We start from the raw sequence: 15,827 nt of genomic DNA, 5'->3' as shown, positions 1-15,827 counted from the left end.
CTCACCAGTTCTCGAAGTCGAAGGCGTCCGCCGCTGGGGCGTCCACGCCCGCCGCCGCGAACGCCGCCCGAAGCTCTTCGAAGAGCTTCGCCGTTTCCGCTTCTTCGATGGCCGCATACATGTTGAACGCGCCCAGCTCGAAGACGCCGCGCGCCAGCGCATGGAGCGCACTCGCACCCTTCGCTTCACGCGCCGTCACCTCGCTCTCCCACAGATCCAACCGCCGCCGCTCGACCCATTCCGGCATGGATGCGATCGCGTTCACGTAAGCAAGCAACGCGGGATCCGAAGCGACCCGTTCGCGGAGCAACTGCGCAAGGGAGTGGACGGCAAGAGAAATCGACACTCCCCCGACGGTAGCATCTTCGCGGACCGTGAGTTACCGCGGCGCACCGACAGGCCCATGCCCCAAGCGACCACACCCTCATGACCTCTTGGCATTTGGGTGTTGGTCCGCCGCGGAAACTCTCGATTGCGTCCGGCCCTTGGGCACGGTGAACTGGCGCCATGGCGGCCAAGAAGAAGAAGAAGAAGAAGACCCAGTCAAAGTCTGTCGCGAAGAAGGCTCCGGCAAAGGCAAAGCCTGTCGCGAAGAAGGCTCCGGCAAAGGCAAAGCCTGTCGCGAAAAAGGCTCCGGCAAAGTCAAAGCCCGTCGCGAAGAAGGCTCCCGCAAAGTCAAAGCCCGTCGCGAAAAAGGCTCCGGCAAAGTCAAAGGCATCGCCGAAGCCGGCGCGCACGTACTCGGTCCCCATGGAAAAGCCGTTCTCGAAGATGAGCGCCTTGGAGAAGCGCTTGTTCGAAGCGCGTCTGCTCTTCGGCGACGAGTACAACCCCGTCAAGGGCACGGTGGAGACGTTGACGGGCTCACGCTACGAATACCGACGCCACGGCGTGTTCTTCGGCGCGCTGGAGATGGGCGCGAACGCCATTGTCGTTCGCATTCTCCCGGCACAGGAGGACGTCGCCGAGCTGCGCGCGTTCCAGGATCGGCACGTGACGTGGACGGAGGACGCCAAGGGCTGGTTCGAAACGCGGCTCGGCGAGAAGCGCTCCGACTGGCTGGCCGCGGGCATCGGCGGGCTGACCGGCGCAAAGACGCGCGAGCTCGATTTGAAGCAGTGAGACGAGTGCGACCACGCAACTCTGGGACCCGTGGCGCTGACGCTACTGGGTGACGCAGCCGCTGCCGTCCCAGCACTTGCCGGTGCCGCAGTTGCACATCTTCACCTGGTCCGAAACGCTGGGATCGGGTGCGCAGCCGCAGGCAGTGGAGCACAAGTTCGGGAAGTCCATCCCGTTGTTCGACTTGCAGCACCACGACGTGAACACCGTACCGCCGGCGGCCAGGCACTTGGCCTCGGCACCACCGCCGCCCGCGGCGCCGGCCATACCGCCGCTGCCCGCCGCGCCCGCCATGCCGCCGCTGCCCGACACGCCGCCGGTCGCGCCGGAACCGCCGGTCGCGCCGCTGCCCCCCGTGGCGCCGGAGCCGCTGGAGCCACCCGAGCCGGAGCTGTCGTCACTGCCGCAGGCTCCCGTCCCGAGAGCCACGCCCAACGCCGCGAAGAAAAGCCACGTCCCCTGCGTTCGTTTCGTCATCACCGAAGCGTACGCCGACTCCTCGCGAGGTGTCGATGGTGCCGCGACGTCAGCAACGCTCAATCCGTGAAGGAGAGCACGCGGGTGATCCTGCCGTCGGGCCCCACCTCGCCCACTTCCGTCTGGCTGCCCTGCGTCGTGCCGTTTGCGTTCACCGCCAGCGCTTGGATGCGAAAGCACCGATGGTGATGGTCGAGCTTGGCGACCACCGCGCGCTGGGTCGGTTGCGCGCTCCGATAGGACGCGATGAGGTCGAACACTGCCCGGCGCCCGACGATCTCGCCGCGGGGAATGACCAACACGCCATCTGCAGCCCAACACGTCTCCAGAAGCTCGGCTCGTCGCGCGTCGTCGTTCTCGTTCCAGGCCGCCGCGTACGCTCGAACCGTCTCTTCGATCGTCATCGTCTTCGAGGGTCGCAGCTCGCGGTGGCTACCGCAAGCGTCAGGGCCGGGCTTCGCGCCGCCCCGACAACCTCTGGAAGGATCAAGCCTCGCGGCCCATCTCGTGTCCACACACGTAGCAAGTCTTGCGGAACGAAAGCACCGGGTAGTGACAGCGGGGACAGCGCAGCTTCCATTCGTCGGGGCAGTTTCGGATGGTGCGTAGCGTCTTCACTCGGGTCGACCTTGCGCCAAGCGGATCCAATAGTAGCGCTTCACGGCGCCGCCGGGTTGCAGTGCGCGCGTTTCGCCCAAAGCTCCGCCGTTCTTCTCGATCACGCGAATGGAGGCCGCGTTGTCGTCGTTGCACGTGAGCAAGATCTCCGTGAGGCCGAGATCCCGCGCCACCGGCAACGCCAAGCGGAGCATCTCCGTCGCGACACCGCGGCCCCGGAACGACGGCACGGTGTCGTAGCCGATGTGCCCGCCCTCGAGCCGAAGGGCATCGGTCAGCGCGTGGAAAATGGAGATGCGCCCGACGAACTGCCCTTCACTCGCGGCCCACAAATGCGTCTTGGGGATAGAGCGCGTATCAGGCCGCGCATCCGCGAGCTTCTTCGCCACGAAGGCCGCAAAGTCTCGCTCGGCGATGTCGATGTCGCCTCCGCGCCACCACGAAAGCCCCTCCCGTTGGAATTCCCGCAGCGCGTGAAGGAAGCTCTCGCGGAGCTTCTCGGTCGGCGAAACGAGCTGAACGTTCATGCGAGGCCCCAGGAAACGTCAGATGTTCCACTCGTCCACCGACGCGCCGAACAGCTCTTGCGCGTCGGCCAGCGCTTCTTCCTTGCTCGCGTAGTGATGATCCGCAGCGAAGAAGCCCTCGGGCGTCATGACGAGATGATACCCGTGCTTGGGAGTGCCTTGAATTTCGAGAACCACCACCCGTTCTTGGCTGGGTGCGCTGGGATCATCCTCGTGCGGTGCGAGGCTCCACTTGTTTCGCGTGCCCCAGATTCGCACGGTCTTGCGCGTGGTCATCGACTCCAAGGAACGCTCTCCATCCATCACGTAGACCTGATTCAGAACCATAGGTCCAAGGGCCGGAAACCCGTACGCATGTAAGGAGTCTTACATCGCCCTCCGGTGTGTTGACAGCCCGAGGGGGTTCACTACCGTGCGCCGTGGTCGTTACTTAGGAGGGACAACATGAATCGATTCGTCATCGTTGCCGGGCTGTGCTCGGCGGTCTTCGCGAGCAGCACTGCGTTGGCTCAAGACGCGGCGGAAACGTCGGCGCCCGGCGTACATGAGCACGATGGGTTCTACCTGCGCTTCGGCCTCGGCCTTGGATACATGGCGGGCAAGGCCAAGCCCGAGCAAGGCAGTGGGGATTCGGACGTCACCGGTTTCGGCATTCCCGTCGAGCTCGCCTTCGGCGGCACTCCCGCGCCGGGTCTGGTGATCGGCGGCGGCAGCTACGGCATGTACGTTCCATCGCCGAAGCTGAAGTCGAACGGCAACGAGACCGATGGCGGCGCCCTGACCATCAGCGGCATCGGCCCCTTTGTCGACTACTACCTCGACCCCAATGGCGGCGCCCACTTCGGTGGCGCGCTGTTGCTCGCCAGCATCGGCGTGTCGGAGAAGGACTCGGCGCCGAAGGGCAGCGGCATCGGCTTCGGTGGCGCCATCTTCGGCGGCTACGAGATGTGGATCGGCGACCAATGGAGCGTCGGCGTGATCGGTCGCGTCGCCTACTACAACGCGAAGGTCACCTTCGACGCCCCCGGCGATCCGAAGAACACGATCAGCGGCATCACTCCCGCGGTCCTGCTCGGCTTCACCTACCACTGACACCAGCGCCGAAGACGGCGCGGCCTTGAACGATCACTCCGGATGGGCCGCGCCCGGCGCCTCGCCTGTTGCATGGGTTTGTTGGGGCGGCGCGATACCCGTCGCGCCGCGCCGACACCTGGCGCGCCAGCGAAACGCCGCCGACACGTCAGCCGACCCTGGCAACGTTGAAGAAGTCACTGAGGCTTGGGGCCACCAGGGTACGCGCTTCGGCGACAATGACGTCTGCTGAATCGCTCACGTCGTGCGCCACACGATAGAGCGGCGGATCCCCACCATCGTGAATGCACACGAAGTAGGGATCTCCGCTTCCCATCGTACACGACGCCACGTTCACGTAGCCCGCTTCGAGGATCGCGAGCCCAGGATGGCAATCCACGCTTTCACTCAGCACGCCGCGTGCATCGCACCACTCGAGCCACGCCACGCCATCGAAGTCGCGCGCGGGTTCCAGCTCTTGCCACCCCAACTCCAGGCCGCACAGCGGTACCAGCGTCAACAGCTCGGACAGCCAAGAGGGGTACGCACCCGAGAGCTTCTCGTCGAGCGTTCGAAGCTCGTCCCTCGTCATCGTGCGCCCAGCATGACCGAGCCGCGAGGCGCGCTCGACGAGCTCTCGCGCAGCGTGGAGAAGCGTCATGGCGCGAGCTCGACGACTTGTGCACCACCACACGCACCGCATGCACTTGGCTCCAACATCGAGACCGCAGGAAGAATAGCCGCACGGTGGGCGTTGGGGAGACGGTTTGCGTGCTTGGTTGCGCCGCGGGCACGCGTTCGCGCACGTGCGTGCAACGTGCGGCGCACGGGGTGGTTCCGCGGCGGATCGACAAAATCAGGGGGATGCAGCGTGTTCGAGCTCGGCACGATGAGTGCATTGGGGCCTGCCCATGCTGGCTCGAATATGTCGTGGTGCGCTCGCGGGTCTCTTGGCGTGTGCGTCCCTTGCCGTGGCGGGGACGGCGCAGGCGACGCCCGAGAACCTCAAGATCCTGACGTACAACACCGCGTTCTTGTACTTGGCGGCGGAGCACCCTTCACCGGTGCCGCCGCCGTTGCTGTGCACGGCGTGCGACCCGATTGCGCTGCCGCCGGGGATTCCTGGGTGCGAGTGCTGGCCGAAGATCTCGATGGAGCCGAACGCGGGCAAGTACGTCGACGTGAGCGAGACGGATCGGGCGCTGCTCATGGCACAGCGCATCGAGGCGACCGATCAGGACGTGGTCGTGTTGAACGAGGTGTTCAGTCCCCACGCACGCAAGGTGCTCGCGCAAGAGCTCGCTCAGAACGGCTACCCGTACTACGTGTCGCGCCTCAAGGGCGTGCCGGTGAAGGACAACCTCACCGTGGGCGACGTGTTGCAGTTCCAGTACGACGTTCCGAAGGAGCTCTTGATCATCGACTTCAAAGCCGAAGCCGCCGGCTCGGGCTTGATGATCTTCTCCAAGTATCCCTTCATGCCGTTGCAGGGCCCCTCCCTGGGGACGGACGCCAACTGCTCGGGCTCCAAGTGCGCGCTGGAAGGGCAGAACGGCGCGCTACCGCTGACCCACAACGACGTTTCCTTCCGCGTGTACCCGGATTGCGTCGAGCCCGACTGCTGGGCGAGCAAGGGCGTAGGGTTGGTGAAGGTCGCCGCACCTGGCCAGCCTGCTTACGTGGCCTTCACCCACATGCAGGCGGACTACGAGAAGCAGGACTGGAGCGGCATCCGCGAGAAGCAGCTCGAGACGGTGCGTTCGACGATCTTGGGCGCCATTCCGCCCATCGAACGACCCAACGCACACGTGTACTTCGCGGGCGACCTGAACATTCCCGGCGCCAACCGCGCCGCGCCCCCGACCACCGACAACTACGAGTGGCAACACGCCTTCAACCCCTTCGTGACGAACAACGCGGCGACGGACTTCTTCGCCTGCGGCAACGGGCTTCAGATCGGGAGCACGACCCAAGCGTGTCGCTACGGCGCGAACGGCACCGCCATGCTCACCGACAGCTGGGGCTTCGAGACCTCCACCACGGACTTGGGCTACTCGAACTTCGAGCAGGACAAGCGCCTCGATTTTCTGTTCCACAGCTCCGGAGGCGGGCGGCTGTGCATGCAACACTCGACCATCGCCTGGGACTTGCAGGCAGATCCCGATGGGCAGGGTGGGGTGACCTGGCTCTCCGATCACTTCCCGGTGCGCGGCGACTTCGGCATGGCCAACTCCTTCTGCAGCCCCAACGACGCACCGAGCGTTCCGCTACCTTCAATGAAGGCTCACGAGCTCCAGTTCGGCGACACGACCTGTCTCGATGGTACGGGCAACCCGTGCCACCAGGACGAGATCATCTCACCGCCGACGGCTCGCATTCAGCATGGCGGCAACTCGCAGTGGTTCATCATCCGCCAGGCCGGCAGCTACTCGATCGACATCACCGAAGGCGGGCAGGGCAAGGTGGCCTTCGAGGTCTATCACCATACCGATCTCTCTCGGCCGATCTCGCCCTTCGACGAGGACCCGACCGAGTGGGGAACGCCCTACTCCATGCCCGCACCGCCCTATTACATCCGTACGCTCGCGGTCGACTCTTCCGGCAAGCAGGACCGGAGCGCCAAGATGCGCGACTACACGCTGCTGGTACACCAGCACTTGTGTCGCAGCCCGATGGACGGTTGCTTTCTCGATCCCGGCGTCGCGTTGGAGACGCCCTACGCCTACACCTGGCCGGAAACGCTCTACAACAACCCGCTCACCGAGCTCAGCGAGCTGTGGTGGAAGTTCCGCACCTCAGGCGCGAAGAACGGCAAGCTGAGCGCCAGCGCGGGAGCAAAGCTACCGAAGATCCAGATGCAGATGGAGGGCACGTCCTACGACTGCATCACCAAGACGACGCCCAAGATCGAGGTCTACGACGACGCCGGCATCCCGACGCAGTTGCTGGGCAAGATGGACTTCGTCAAGACCCACGTCGACACCGACCACGACTGGGAGAACGACGGCCTCGTGGACGACTTGCGCGAGGCGCCCGGCCTACCCGCAAAGGTCGACGGCAAGTTCGAAACGTACTTCCTCAAGGTGACGCGCGCGTCCAACTACCTGGACATCGCGAACGAGTGCAACTTCCAGATGACCAGCTACCTCGGGTACCACACCAACCTGACGTACCTGAAGCCGACCAAGGCCGAGACGTTTGCAAAGCTCTACCCCTTCGGGGACGACATCATCCAGTTCTACGTGGGCTACGACGAAGGCGGGCCGCATCCCTTCCCGCCCCTGCCGCTGAGCGCAGTGTGCTCCCTGAGCGAGCCTGACGAGTGCGACCTCAACCACCCGCAACTCCGCGGCTACTACGTCGACGCCGCGCACCCCACGCTATGGGCCATGTACGAGACCCAGTTGCTGAAGCAGTGGTTGCTCTACGGCGGCGCAAGCGGCATCCCGACGCTGGACACTTGGAAGAACACCGGTGACGACTTCCTGGTGTACGCCAATGGTCCCAACAGCAACCAAGCGGACTACTACTACTACTTCGACTACCACGTGTGCCGCACCCACGAGCAGAATCACTGCAAGTAGCCGCTATCGGTTGTTTCTGTTGGTCGGGGCGGCGCGGCCACTCAGCTAGCGGCGAGCACTGGCGCGCTACTGGTCCACGGTGAAGAGCACGTGCAGCCCGCGTTCCGACGCGCGGTCGTAGAAATCCCGCAGGTCCTCGAAGTTGCTCCAGGTGTAATCGAAGTCCTCGTCTCCAAGCAGGCCGTCGTACTCGCGAGCCGGAATCGCGTCGTAAGCCGTCCGGAAGTCCTTCTCGGACAGCTCGTCCAAGTGATCCGCAACCTGACTGACTTGCGCCGGTGACTTGAGAACCATGATGTAGTCGTCCGCTTGATACAGGTGGCGCCCGCCCAGAACGGCGAGCGCCGCTGTGCCGACCTGGACCTCGAGAGTACCGTCGGTGAGCGCGCGATGGATTGCGTCCCACGCCTTGTCGCTCTCGCACACGCGATCTGGCGCCTCGTGGAAGAGCCGCTCTTCTATCTCTTCTTGCAAGTAGTCGAGGCGAGCCGCGTCCCCATCGCACGCGAGTAGGGCGGAGAGCTCGTCCTCGGTGATCGCGAAGTGGACTCCTCGGGCGGCCATGGAAGCTGCGCGAGAGTACCGCCGCTTCAGACCCGTGCCAAACGGTGACGGGCGTCGACCCCGACGAGGCGCAACGCAGCACGAACGCTCTCGGCTGCGAACTTCCCAGCGACGACATGAACGTACCCCAATGCCGTGCTCCGATTGGGTGGAAGGCCTGCTAGAGCTCGCGGCCAGCGAGGGCGACTTGAGCGCGTCTGACGAGCTCCTCCACCTTCGCTCCGGGAAAGCCATAGTAGCTCGTGGGCAAAGCCAAGAACGCCAAGCGTGCAAGCACGTGGAATGATGCGAGTTGGCACGAGAACCCAAGTGGATCATGCCCACAGCGGTACACTTCCTCGCTGGGAAGGTGGATGACGAACGGGTCGTCCGTGCCGCAATACTCGACGACGCTCAGAAACTCCGCCAGACGTCGTCGGTCGGCTTCCGAGAGCTCAGCCTTCAGGTAGAAGTCCTGGAGCGTCGTCGCTTCTTGGGGCGACAAGAAACGAAACCCGTCCAGATCCGCAGGACCCAGCTCTGAAAGAAACGTGGCATACGCTACCGGGAACTGGATGCCCAACTCACGTTCGCGCCGAGCGATGTCCGCGGCCGGCACGGGAGCCGGCAACGGCACTTCGTATGCAGCAAGGATCGCACGAGCCCGGTCGGCCCACCCGGACTCGCCGATGTGCGTGAACGGACGCGGCAAGTCCTGGTCCGTGAGCGGCTCGGTTAAGTCAGACATGTAGATGACGTACGGGCGGCATTCTGCGGGAGTCACTTCGGCCGGCGAGCTCGGAACTCGGCGAGGGCGGCGTTCATGTCTTGTAGCAGACGCCGTTCGTCGACGTCCTCTTTGTCACGACGCAGGCGTTTGACGAGCATCAGGATGGCGAATTGAACGCGTTCGGCCAGGTAGTCCCGCAACTCGACCAGGTTCATTTTTCGCCACGCCGCGCGGGGAATGTCTATGTCGCAGCCGATGTAGCGATCGCGCCGGTTTCGCCGACCCCGGTGAACGCGTTCGGGTGTCCAGTCAGCAACGGGACCACCGACACGCAGCGCGAGTGCAAAGTGGTCAACCGTTGGACAGTACGAGCCGTTGCAATGCTCTTTGAGCAGCATCCATAGCTCGACTTTCAAGTCGCCGATGCCACCGTCCTCGGAACCGCCGCATTGTTCTCCTATGGAGATCGCGCCGAGGTGCGCATGCCAGAGGGTTTTCCCGTCGCTATCGCTCACGTCGTCGGTCCAACGTCCCGCGTTTCTGCCGTGGGCACGACCGGCGGCCCAATCCAGGGCGCAGCTCGACGCTGAATGCCGTTCGCGCCTGGCTAGCCCGCTCGCTCCAGGTCGATGTACTCGGGTCCTCGTGCGGTGACGACGAAGCCATGGCGCTCGTAGAATTGAACCGCTCGGTTCATGCGCATCGTGTGAAGCCGAACAGGCACGCCAGCGCACTGAGCAAGCTCGATTTCCCGGCGCAGCAGTCGGGATCCGATCCCTTGATTCTGATGCGTTGGGGAAACCAAGATTTCGTTCACGCGGAGGTGGTCGTCGTGAAGCGTGGTCGAGATCGCCGCAACGGGCTCGCCGTCCAACTCGGCAACCAGGAACTTCAGAGTCGCGAGCTTCTCGGCGAAGCGCACCCCGTGCACCGATTCATCCCAGCCGGAGAACTGCAACGACAGTACTTCGCGATACGCTTCCCGGGCGAGAGAGAGCAGTAGCGGGTGGTCCGCGGAGTGCGCTTCGCGCAATGTGATGTCGGTGCCCACTGTCTGACTAGAGGCGGGATCGGAATTCAGGTGACGGCGGGGCCAACCCAACAGGATGGTAGCATCCCAGCTGGCACCCGGGTTCGACGCATGTCCCCTCCAGCTGCTTCACGGGTATCCTGGACCTGGATCCAATGACGCGACGAACGCTCACGATGGCTTTGCTGGTTGGATGGGTGGCTGTGGTGCCCACGCTCTCCTGCGGGTCGGACGATCAGATCGCTGACGGACGCAAAAACGGAACCGGCGGTGCGAGCTCAGGCGGGGCCGCGTCCGGCGGCGCGGCGGGCAGTGGCGGAAGTGCAGGCACTGCAGGCGCTTCGGGCGCGGCCGGAAGCGGGGGTGCCCCGCTCCCGACCGGAAAGCTCTCCATCGGCTTCTGGTGCGGGCTGCCCGCGAGCGAGCTCACCCAACCCCGCGTCGATCAAATCGCGCAGGCTGGCTTCACGTTCGCCGCCAATGCTTGCGATGGAACCACGTTCAACCCGAGCTACAACCAGACGTTGCTGGCGTTGGCCGTGCACGCGGGGATCGACGTCGTCGTCAGCGACACGCGCACGTTCGCTGCGGCTCAAGGCACCGACGTCGACGCGAACTTGGATGCCGTCGTGAATGACTACGCCGGATCCAGCGCCTTGCTCGGCTATCACGTGACCGACGAGCCGAGCACCGCAGCATTTCCTGCGCTTGCGACGGTGGTAAGCGGCATAGCTACGCGCGACCCCGCGCACTTCGGCGTGATAAATCTCCTCCCCGACTATGCCACGGGTGCGCAGTTGGGCGCGGCGACCTACCCAGAGTACGTCGCGCAGTTCCTGAGCACCGTGAAGCCGGCATTCTTCAGCTACGACCACTACAACTTCTTGTCCGACGGCACGGACGGGCCGAGCTTCTTCGCGAACCTGGCCGCCGTGCGAGCTGCCGCACTCGACGCACACGTTCCATTCGGCCAGTACATTCAGTCGATCAGCTACAACGGCCACCGCGCCACCACGGGACCGGAGAAGCGCTGGGCTGCGTTGCATACGTTGGCCTACGGCGGGAGCGCGGTGATGTACTTCACGTATTGGACACCGCCCCAGACGTCGGAAAACTTCGGCGACGGAATCATCGGCGCAAACGGCAACCCGACCGCTCAGTACGACGACGTCACCAGCATCAATCGCACGCTCTCGGCCATGGGGAAGTACCTCGTTGCAGCCGCATCGAGCGACGTGTTCCACAACGGTCCGCTGGTGGCCGGCACGGTCCCGCGGGCGCCCGGTGCGCCGGTGTATCTGCCGAGCGGCGCGCCAATCACCGTGGGCATCTTCGACGTCGGCGACGACGGCTACGCATTGCTCGTGAATCGCGATCACGACGCGGCGAGCGAAAGTGACGTGTACTTCGCGAGCGCGGGCGGAGTGCTCGACGTGTTGGACGTTACGTCCGGCGCATTCGTACCCGCGACAAGCGCGACGACCGACGCAATCGGCACCAAGCTCCACGTGAGCTTGCCGGCGGGAGACGGCTTGCTCGTCCATTTGCATGGACCGCTGCCCGCAGGCCCCCCCGGCGCAGAGGCGTACTTCGGAACCGTACGTGCGGATGCTGGTTGGCTCGATGTGGTCGACTCCGCCTTCGGCACAGCACGCCTGCGCGGCGCGGGTTGGGATGATTGCCCAGCGGGCACGGTCGAAGTCGGCAAGGACCTTCAGTCGAACGGGTTCTGGCTGTGCGCGCGCAGCGATCTCGCCAAGAAGACGTTCTACGTCGGCAACGTCGTCGCCGACGCCGGCACGCTGTACCAAGTGTCGGCCGGGACCGCGACCAACGTAGGTCCGGGCGGTTGGGACACCTGCCCCGCCGGAACGCTGCTCGCACATCGCTTCGAGAGCAACGGCTTCTGGGCATGCATGGAGTAACGGGTGCGGAGGCGGTTCACGCCGCTACCATGCCGGTGAAGGGCCTTCTTGAAGGATGGCGGCGCACAGCCGTCGAATGGACTGCTCTACCAAATCGAAGCCCAGTTGCTCGCAGCCAAGCCCAACCAGTTGGTGCCGCGTCACAGGCACACCTGCTGAGCGACGGAAACGGATCGGTCTGACGGCCTGCGGTCCAGCTGCGCGCACAAGAGGCAGGCCCATGGCCGACCGAGTCGACGGCCGGCGGCAGGTACCTGTTGGGCCGCGTCTTCGCAACCACCAACCGATTCTCTTGTTGTGCTTGACCTGGTCGGCCCGCATGCGCGTTCAACTCGCAGGCCTTGCAGCGAGATGCTGGCATGATGCTACTTGGGCGGTGCAGTTGGCGAAGGGCATCATCCAACGACTTTCCAGGCGCCAGTGCGCAGTCGTTATTCTGGTCGTCGCTGGGCCCACGCTCGCGCGGGACTGCGCCGCCGATGCCTCAAGTGGTAGCGAGAAGAAGTGGGCCTGCATCCACACGTTTACAGCTGACGGCACAGTGCAGGAACACGAGTGCGTGTGCGCGTACCTGGACCTGAGCGAGGACCGTTTCGTGCTCGCGGATCGATGCACTGTCGACGTTCCAGGGCCCAACGGGATCTGTTGCGCAACGCTCCCCACCGCCGCGCCCGAACCGTCCTGCACGTGCTCTGCGAGCTCTACCGCATGTCGGGAGTGGGAACCCCGGCAGGTCACCGACTGCGCGCAAGCCAACAAGCTGTCGGAATGGCGCTAGCAAGCCAGGCTCGCCTAGCGACTCAGCAACAGTCCGAAGCGAGAGGCAAGTCAAACGGAGGCGCGAGACGTGGCGCCGTACCGCACAAGCAGCTCGAGCTTTCTCTTGTCCTTGAGGCGAAACGCAAGTGCGTACGCGCTCGTATGCGCGTCAGCGCAAGCGTTCACGGCCACGCCAGCCTCAATAAGCGCGAGCATTGAGTCCCGAGGAAAGTACCCTTCCCTCTGGTTGAACGTTGCGCACATCAAGGAGGTCCAGCCAAGTCGAGAGCGGTGATGTGGATTGGCACCCGCAGCGAGCAGTTGCCTGACCATTGATGCAAGTCCGTACGTCGCCGCTACTAGTAACGGCGTCTCACCTTGCTCATTCTCGAGTTCTAGATCGGCGCCGCGCGCCAGAAGGAGCTCGACCACCTCGCCATTGGCGTGGCGCGCAGCTGCAGCAAGGGCGGTCACACCGTGCGGATTCGCAAGGTTGACTGATGCGCCAGCCTCGAGCAAGAGCCGGACGGCTTCCGTGTGTCCGGCGTAAGCCGCGTTCATGAGCGCGGTCATCCCGACGCCGAACCGCTGATCCACATCGACACCGTTCGCCAGGAAACGAGTGATTTCGTCTAGGCTACCCCAGCCAGCGGCGGTGTAGAGTGACTTGGCCACGAGTTTGTCCACCTAGCGGACCTGCGCTCAGCTGCGAGCGCCAGTCCAACATCTTCGGATAGTAGCACGCAGGTGCACGGAGGCCTGACCCCGCTGGCGGCGCTCGGCAGCTGCAGCGCGAGTTAGGCAGCAGGTGTCAGATTCCGCTCACCGAGCCGGAATAGAAACGCTGCCAGCCGAGAGGAGAGAGGTGCTCGAGCACGTACACACCCGCGTCGACGGTCGCGTCTCCGGACGATGCGATCGCGATCACGAACTCCGCAAGTGCGTCGACGGTGAGCCCCATTTCCGAATAGGCGACGGCGAGGTCGGCATGGGTCGTGGCGTCGTCGGGTGCGAGGACTGCTGCCTTTAGGCAGTCGGGAGCGACCTCCGCGAACCAGTTCTCCCACGAAGTCACTGCGGAGGCGCACAAGTTGCGAAGACATGGTGCACAAGCGGCGCCACGCGCGACCGTCACGAAGGGATCACGTCCACATGACGTACAGCCCGGCAGGTCTCTCCAAGTGGCGGTCACGTCCGTCTAACGTACCGCCGTTCAGCAGCGGTCGCAGCAGTAGACCAACCATGGTCTTCGTCGGCCTAACGTATCGCTGTTCAGCAGCGGCCGCAGTACAAGACCTTAAGCCAACAAGTCGCCACCACCGAGCCCGTGGTACTCACCACGGGCGAGGGGCGGGCGGTTGCGCCTGAGAACGGGGCGCGACCGCCTGCTGCAACTGCTTTATGGGTGTTCCGTTCCGCAGTCAGGTTTCTTGGTGGGACCTGGAGAATAGAAAGCGGGACATGCACTCGCGGACTACGAACAGCAACGCCGAGCACGTGATGCTCTCTAACAAGCCTTCGAGTCCGCGAGAGCGCCTTGCCCGAAAACGAACACTCAGGGAAAGCCGCTGGACCGGCTCACCATATCGCCTTCGCAGGGCCTGGCTGTGCATGTCCCGATCCCCACAGTAGCCGAGGAGGTCGCATGCAGGAAGGAACCACGGAATTCGCAGCTGTCATCGGTCTGGATTGGGCCGACAAGAAGCACGATGTCTGCATCCGAGCGCAGGGCGCTGACGAGCTCGAGCGAGGCGTCGTCCAGCACCGTCCCGTGGCGCTGCAGGACTGGGTGGAAGGACTGCGCAAGCGCTTCGAGGGCGCTCCCGTCGCGGTGATCGTCGAACTCGAGCAAGGCCCCATCGTCTCAGCGCTGCTGGAGTACGACTTCATTGTCATCTTCCCCATCAACCCGAGCACGCTGGCGCGGTACCGAAAGACCTTCGTGCCGAGTGGAGCGAAGGACGACCCGACCGACGCCGAGCTCGCACTGGACTACTTCGAGCGCCACCGGGAACGACTCGAGCCCCTGCGCCGAGATAGCGTGCCGATGCGCCAGTTGCGGAAGCTGGTTCAGGAACGGCGGGCATTTGTCGAGGACCGCGTTGCCATCACCAACCGCATGACCCACGCGCTCAAGGCTTACTTCCCACTGGTTCTGTCCTGGTTTCGCGACAAGTTCACCGACGTGTTCATGGACTTTCTCGAGCAGTGGCCAACGCTGCAGGCCGCACAGCGCGCGCGTCGCGAAACGCTCGTGAGGTTCTTCCACGACCACAGCGTCCGGCGCACTGACACCATTGAGCGCCGCATCGCCGAGCTGAAAGCCGAGCGAGCATTGACCCTGGACCCCGGAGTCATCGAGCCCGCACAGCTCACGGTGTCACTCCTGCTTTCGCAGCTGCGCGCCGTCTGCAGCGCCATCGAGCGCCTGGACCGGGAGATAGCTCGTCTGGCTGCCTCCCTGCCGGACTTCCAGCTCTTCGCCAAGCTGCCGGGTGCAGGTCCTGTCCTCGCGCCGAGGCTGCTCGTTGCTTTCGGTGAACGCCGAGAGCGCTTCACCAACGCGGCAGCCCTGCAGAAGTATGGAGGCATCGCGCCGGTGACCGAGCGCAGCGGGAACAAACACTGGGTGCACTGGCGCTACGCCTGCAACACGTTTCTACGCCAGACCTTCGTCGAGTGGACCAAGGAGACCATCCCTCGCTCCTACTGGGCCAAGGCCTTCTACGAGCGACATCGCGCCAAGGGCGCCTCCCACAACGCCGCCTTGCGGGCACTCGCCTTCAAGTGGATCCGCATCCTGTACCGCTGCTGGGTCGAGCGCGCCCCCTACGACGAAGCTCGCTACCTCAACGCCCTCCGCAAGCGCAACGCGCCGTTGCTCACATACGCTAGCGAAAATCCAAATTAGGACTTGCGGTCCGTCTCAGGGTGCTTGTTGGGCGGCTCTCGCGATTGCGGTGGTCACTCGCTCTTGCCGTCTTGAGGGGCCGCGCTGGTGCGCGCGCGCTTCCGAGCGGAGAGGAAAGCCATCGCCGTCATGGGAACGAGTCCGCAGGCAAGCCAAATACTCGCACCAAGAAAGAGCCCAATTCCATGGGCAGCCTCTGTGGCGGCACCGGCGGTGAGAGCGTTGCACGCAACGCCGAGAACCGGAAACAGAACCAGCGCGCCTCCAGCGAATAGCATCTGGCGCCCGGCCCATTTCGCACAATGCGATCGGAGTTGAGGACGCACGGCACCGACCAAACCGAGCGCAACCGCCGCGCCATTCCAAAGGAAGGCAAACACGACCAGTGCCCACATCAGTCCGCCTAACTCTGAGCGCTTCACGGGCGACGCACAAGAGGTCGCTACGGGGCTCGTCGTGGCGTAGCACGTCCGCCGTGAAGCGCGGCGTTGAACAAGCCCGGAGCGGCGGGCGGAATGCGCTGGCAGTCT

The 15,827-nt window shown here is 64.3% G+C and carries 17 protein-coding genes; 5 read left to right on the top strand and 12 right to left on the bottom strand.

Going from position 1 to position 15,827, the window contains the following annotated elements; genetic code table 11:
• Position 1 precedes the first annotated feature (1 nt).
• On the bottom strand, positions 2-346 hold the full coding sequence (locus H6717_34795; GenBank protein ID MCB9582255.1) for a hypothetical protein: 345 nt from the start codon (positions 344-346) through the stop codon (positions 2-4).
• A 404-nt stretch (positions 347-750) separates the two neighbouring features.
• Here H6717_34795 and H6717_34790 point away from each other — a divergent pair, with 404 nt between their 5' ends.
• Positions 751-1,122: a hypothetical protein gene (locus H6717_34790; protein ID MCB9582254.1), complete on the top strand. Its 372-nt coding sequence runs from the start codon at positions 751-753 to the stop codon at positions 1,120-1,122.
• 42 nt (positions 1,123-1,164) lie between these two features.
• On the opposite strand, the gene H6717_34785 is transcribed toward H6717_34790, so the two are convergent.
• The 4 genes from H6717_34785 to H6717_34770 all read right to left on the bottom strand — a co-directional run bounded on the left by H6717_34785 (position 1,165) and on the right by H6717_34770 (position 3,071).
• Positions 1,165-1,599, bottom strand: coding sequence for a hypothetical protein (locus H6717_34785; GenBank protein ID MCB9582253.1), 435 nt, complete (start codon positions 1,597-1,599; stop codon positions 1,165-1,167).
• Positions 1,600-1,658: 59 nt separating this feature from the next.
• Positions 1,659-2,003 carry a nuclear transport factor 2 family protein gene (locus H6717_34780; GenBank protein MCB9582252.1) on the bottom strand — a complete coding sequence of 115 codons (345 nt, stop codon included), beginning with the start codon at positions 2,001-2,003 and terminating at the stop codon, positions 1,659-1,661.
• A 210-nt stretch (positions 2,004-2,213) separates the two neighbouring features.
• The gene (locus H6717_34775) at positions 2,214-2,744 is read right to left on the bottom strand and encodes a GNAT family N-acetyltransferase (protein ID MCB9582251.1); all 531 of its coding nucleotides are present in this window, start codon (positions 2,742-2,744) and stop codon (positions 2,214-2,216) included.
• 18 nt (positions 2,745-2,762) lie between these two features.
• Positions 2,763-3,071: a hypothetical protein gene (locus H6717_34770; protein MCB9582250.1), complete on the bottom strand. Its 309-nt coding sequence runs from the start codon at positions 3,069-3,071 to the stop codon at positions 2,763-2,765.
• 117 nt (positions 3,072-3,188) lie between these two features.
• Between H6717_34770 and H6717_34765 the strand changes: the two genes are divergently transcribed.
• The gene (locus H6717_34765) at positions 3,189-3,836 is read left to right on the top strand and encodes a hypothetical protein (GenBank protein MCB9582249.1); all 648 of its coding nucleotides are present in this window, start codon (positions 3,189-3,191) and stop codon (positions 3,834-3,836) included.
• A 148-nt stretch (positions 3,837-3,984) separates the two neighbouring features.
• Here H6717_34765 and H6717_34760 read toward each other — a convergent pair whose 3' ends face one another.
• Positions 3,985-4,476 (bottom strand): hypothetical protein, encoded by a 492-nt coding sequence (locus tag H6717_34760; protein ID MCB9582248.1) that lies wholly within the window; start codon positions 4,474-4,476, stop codon positions 3,985-3,987.
• A 250-nt stretch (positions 4,477-4,726) separates the two neighbouring features.
• Between H6717_34760 and H6717_34755 the strand changes: the two genes are divergently transcribed.
• On the top strand, positions 4,727-7,399 hold the full coding sequence (locus tag H6717_34755) for an endonuclease/exonuclease/phosphatase family protein (protein ID MCB9582247.1): 2,673 nt from the start codon (positions 4,727-4,729) through the stop codon (positions 7,397-7,399).
• Positions 7,400-7,465: 66 nt separating this feature from the next.
• Here H6717_34755 and H6717_34750 read toward each other — a convergent pair whose 3' ends face one another.
• From H6717_34750 to H6717_34735, 4 genes are all read right to left on the bottom strand, one after another.
• Positions 7,466-7,963, bottom strand: coding sequence for a YfbM family protein (locus H6717_34750; GenBank protein MCB9582246.1), 498 nt, complete (start codon positions 7,961-7,963; stop codon positions 7,466-7,468).
• 160 nt (positions 7,964-8,123) lie between these two features.
• Entirely contained in the window at positions 8,124-8,690 is a 567-nt protein-coding gene (locus H6717_34745; protein MCB9582245.1) for an SMI1/KNR4 family protein, read from the bottom strand.
• A 32-nt stretch (positions 8,691-8,722) separates the two neighbouring features.
• Positions 8,723-9,187: a hypothetical protein gene (locus tag H6717_34740; protein ID MCB9582244.1), complete on the bottom strand. Its 465-nt coding sequence runs from the start codon at positions 9,185-9,187 to the stop codon at positions 8,723-8,725.
• Between the two features lie 92 nt (positions 9,188-9,279).
• Positions 9,280-9,705 (bottom strand): GNAT family N-acetyltransferase, encoded by a 426-nt coding sequence (locus H6717_34735; GenBank protein MCB9582243.1) that lies wholly within the window; start codon positions 9,703-9,705, stop codon positions 9,280-9,282.
• A 152-nt stretch (positions 9,706-9,857) separates the two neighbouring features.
• On the opposite strand from H6717_34735, the gene H6717_34730 reads away from it, so the two are divergent.
• Complete coding sequence (locus H6717_34730) at positions 9,858-11,627, top strand: hypothetical protein (GenBank protein MCB9582242.1); 1,770 nt, start codon at positions 9,858-9,860, stop codon at positions 11,625-11,627.
• Between the two features lie 828 nt (positions 11,628-12,455).
• Here the strand turns inward: H6717_34730 and H6717_34725 are convergent.
• Together H6717_34725 and H6717_34720 are read right to left on the bottom strand one after the other, a co-directional pair.
• Positions 12,456-13,061, bottom strand: coding sequence for an ankyrin repeat domain-containing protein (locus H6717_34725; protein ID MCB9582241.1), 606 nt, complete (start codon positions 13,059-13,061; stop codon positions 12,456-12,458).
• 136 nt (positions 13,062-13,197) lie between these two features.
• Positions 13,198-13,461, bottom strand: a complete 264-nt coding sequence (locus H6717_34720; protein MCB9582240.1) for a hypothetical protein — start codon at positions 13,459-13,461, stop codon at positions 13,198-13,200.
• A 570-nt stretch (positions 13,462-14,031) separates the two neighbouring features.
• Here H6717_34720 and H6717_34715 point away from each other — a divergent pair.
• Positions 14,032-15,297 (top strand): IS110 family transposase, encoded by a 1,266-nt coding sequence (locus H6717_34715; protein MCB9582239.1) that lies wholly within the window; start codon positions 14,032-14,034, stop codon positions 15,295-15,297.
• The last annotated feature ends 530 nt before the right edge of the window (positions 15,298-15,827 follow it).

It is taken from the genome of Polyangiaceae bacterium (assembly GCA_020633235.1).
Classification (GTDB): Bacteria; Myxococcota_A; Polyangia; order Polyangiales; family Polyangiaceae; genus JACKEA01.
The sequence above is the reverse complement of the archived record's forward strand: the minus strand, read 5'-3'. Positions and strand labels throughout refer to the sequence as shown.

Excerpts from the sequence above, each read along its gene's own strand:
- H6717_34790 (MCB9582254.1), top strand. The coding sequence starts at position 751 with ATGGAAAAGCCGTTCTCGAAGATGAGCGCCTTGGAGAAGCGCTTGTTC.
- H6717_34785 (MCB9582253.1), bottom strand. The coding sequence starts at position 1,599 with ATGACGAAACGAACGCAGGGGACGTGGCTTTTCTTCGCGGCGTTGGGC.
- H6717_34780 (MCB9582252.1), bottom strand. The coding sequence starts at position 2,003 with ATGACGATCGAAGAGACGGTTCGAGCGTACGCGGCGGCCTGGAACGAG.
- H6717_34775 (MCB9582251.1), bottom strand. The coding sequence starts at position 2,744 with ATGAACGTTCAGCTCGTTTCGCCGACCGAGAAGCTCCGCGAGAGCTTC.
- H6717_34770 (MCB9582250.1), bottom strand. The coding sequence starts at position 3,071 with ATGGTTCTGAATCAGGTCTACGTGATGGATGGAGAGCGTTCCTTGGAG.
- H6717_34765 (MCB9582249.1), top strand. The coding sequence starts at position 3,189 with ATGAATCGATTCGTCATCGTTGCCGGGCTGTGCTCGGCGGTCTTCGCG.
- H6717_34760 (MCB9582248.1), bottom strand. The coding sequence starts at position 4,476 with ATGACGCTTCTCCACGCTGCGCGAGAGCTCGTCGAGCGCGCCTCGCGG.
- H6717_34755 (MCB9582247.1), top strand. The coding sequence starts at position 4,727 with ATGCTGGCTCGAATATGTCGTGGTGCGCTCGCGGGTCTCTTGGCGTGT.
- H6717_34750 (MCB9582246.1), bottom strand. The coding sequence starts at position 7,963 with ATGGCCGCCCGAGGAGTCCACTTCGCGATCACCGAGGACGAGCTCTCC.
- H6717_34745 (MCB9582245.1), bottom strand. The coding sequence starts at position 8,690 with ATGTCTGACTTAACCGAGCCGCTCACGGACCAGGACTTGCCGCGTCCG.
- H6717_34730 (MCB9582242.1), top strand. The coding sequence starts at position 9,858 with ATGACGCGACGAACGCTCACGATGGCTTTGCTGGTTGGATGGGTGGCT.
- H6717_34715 (MCB9582239.1), top strand. The coding sequence starts at position 14,032 with ATGCAGGAAGGAACCACGGAATTCGCAGCTGTCATCGGTCTGGATTGG.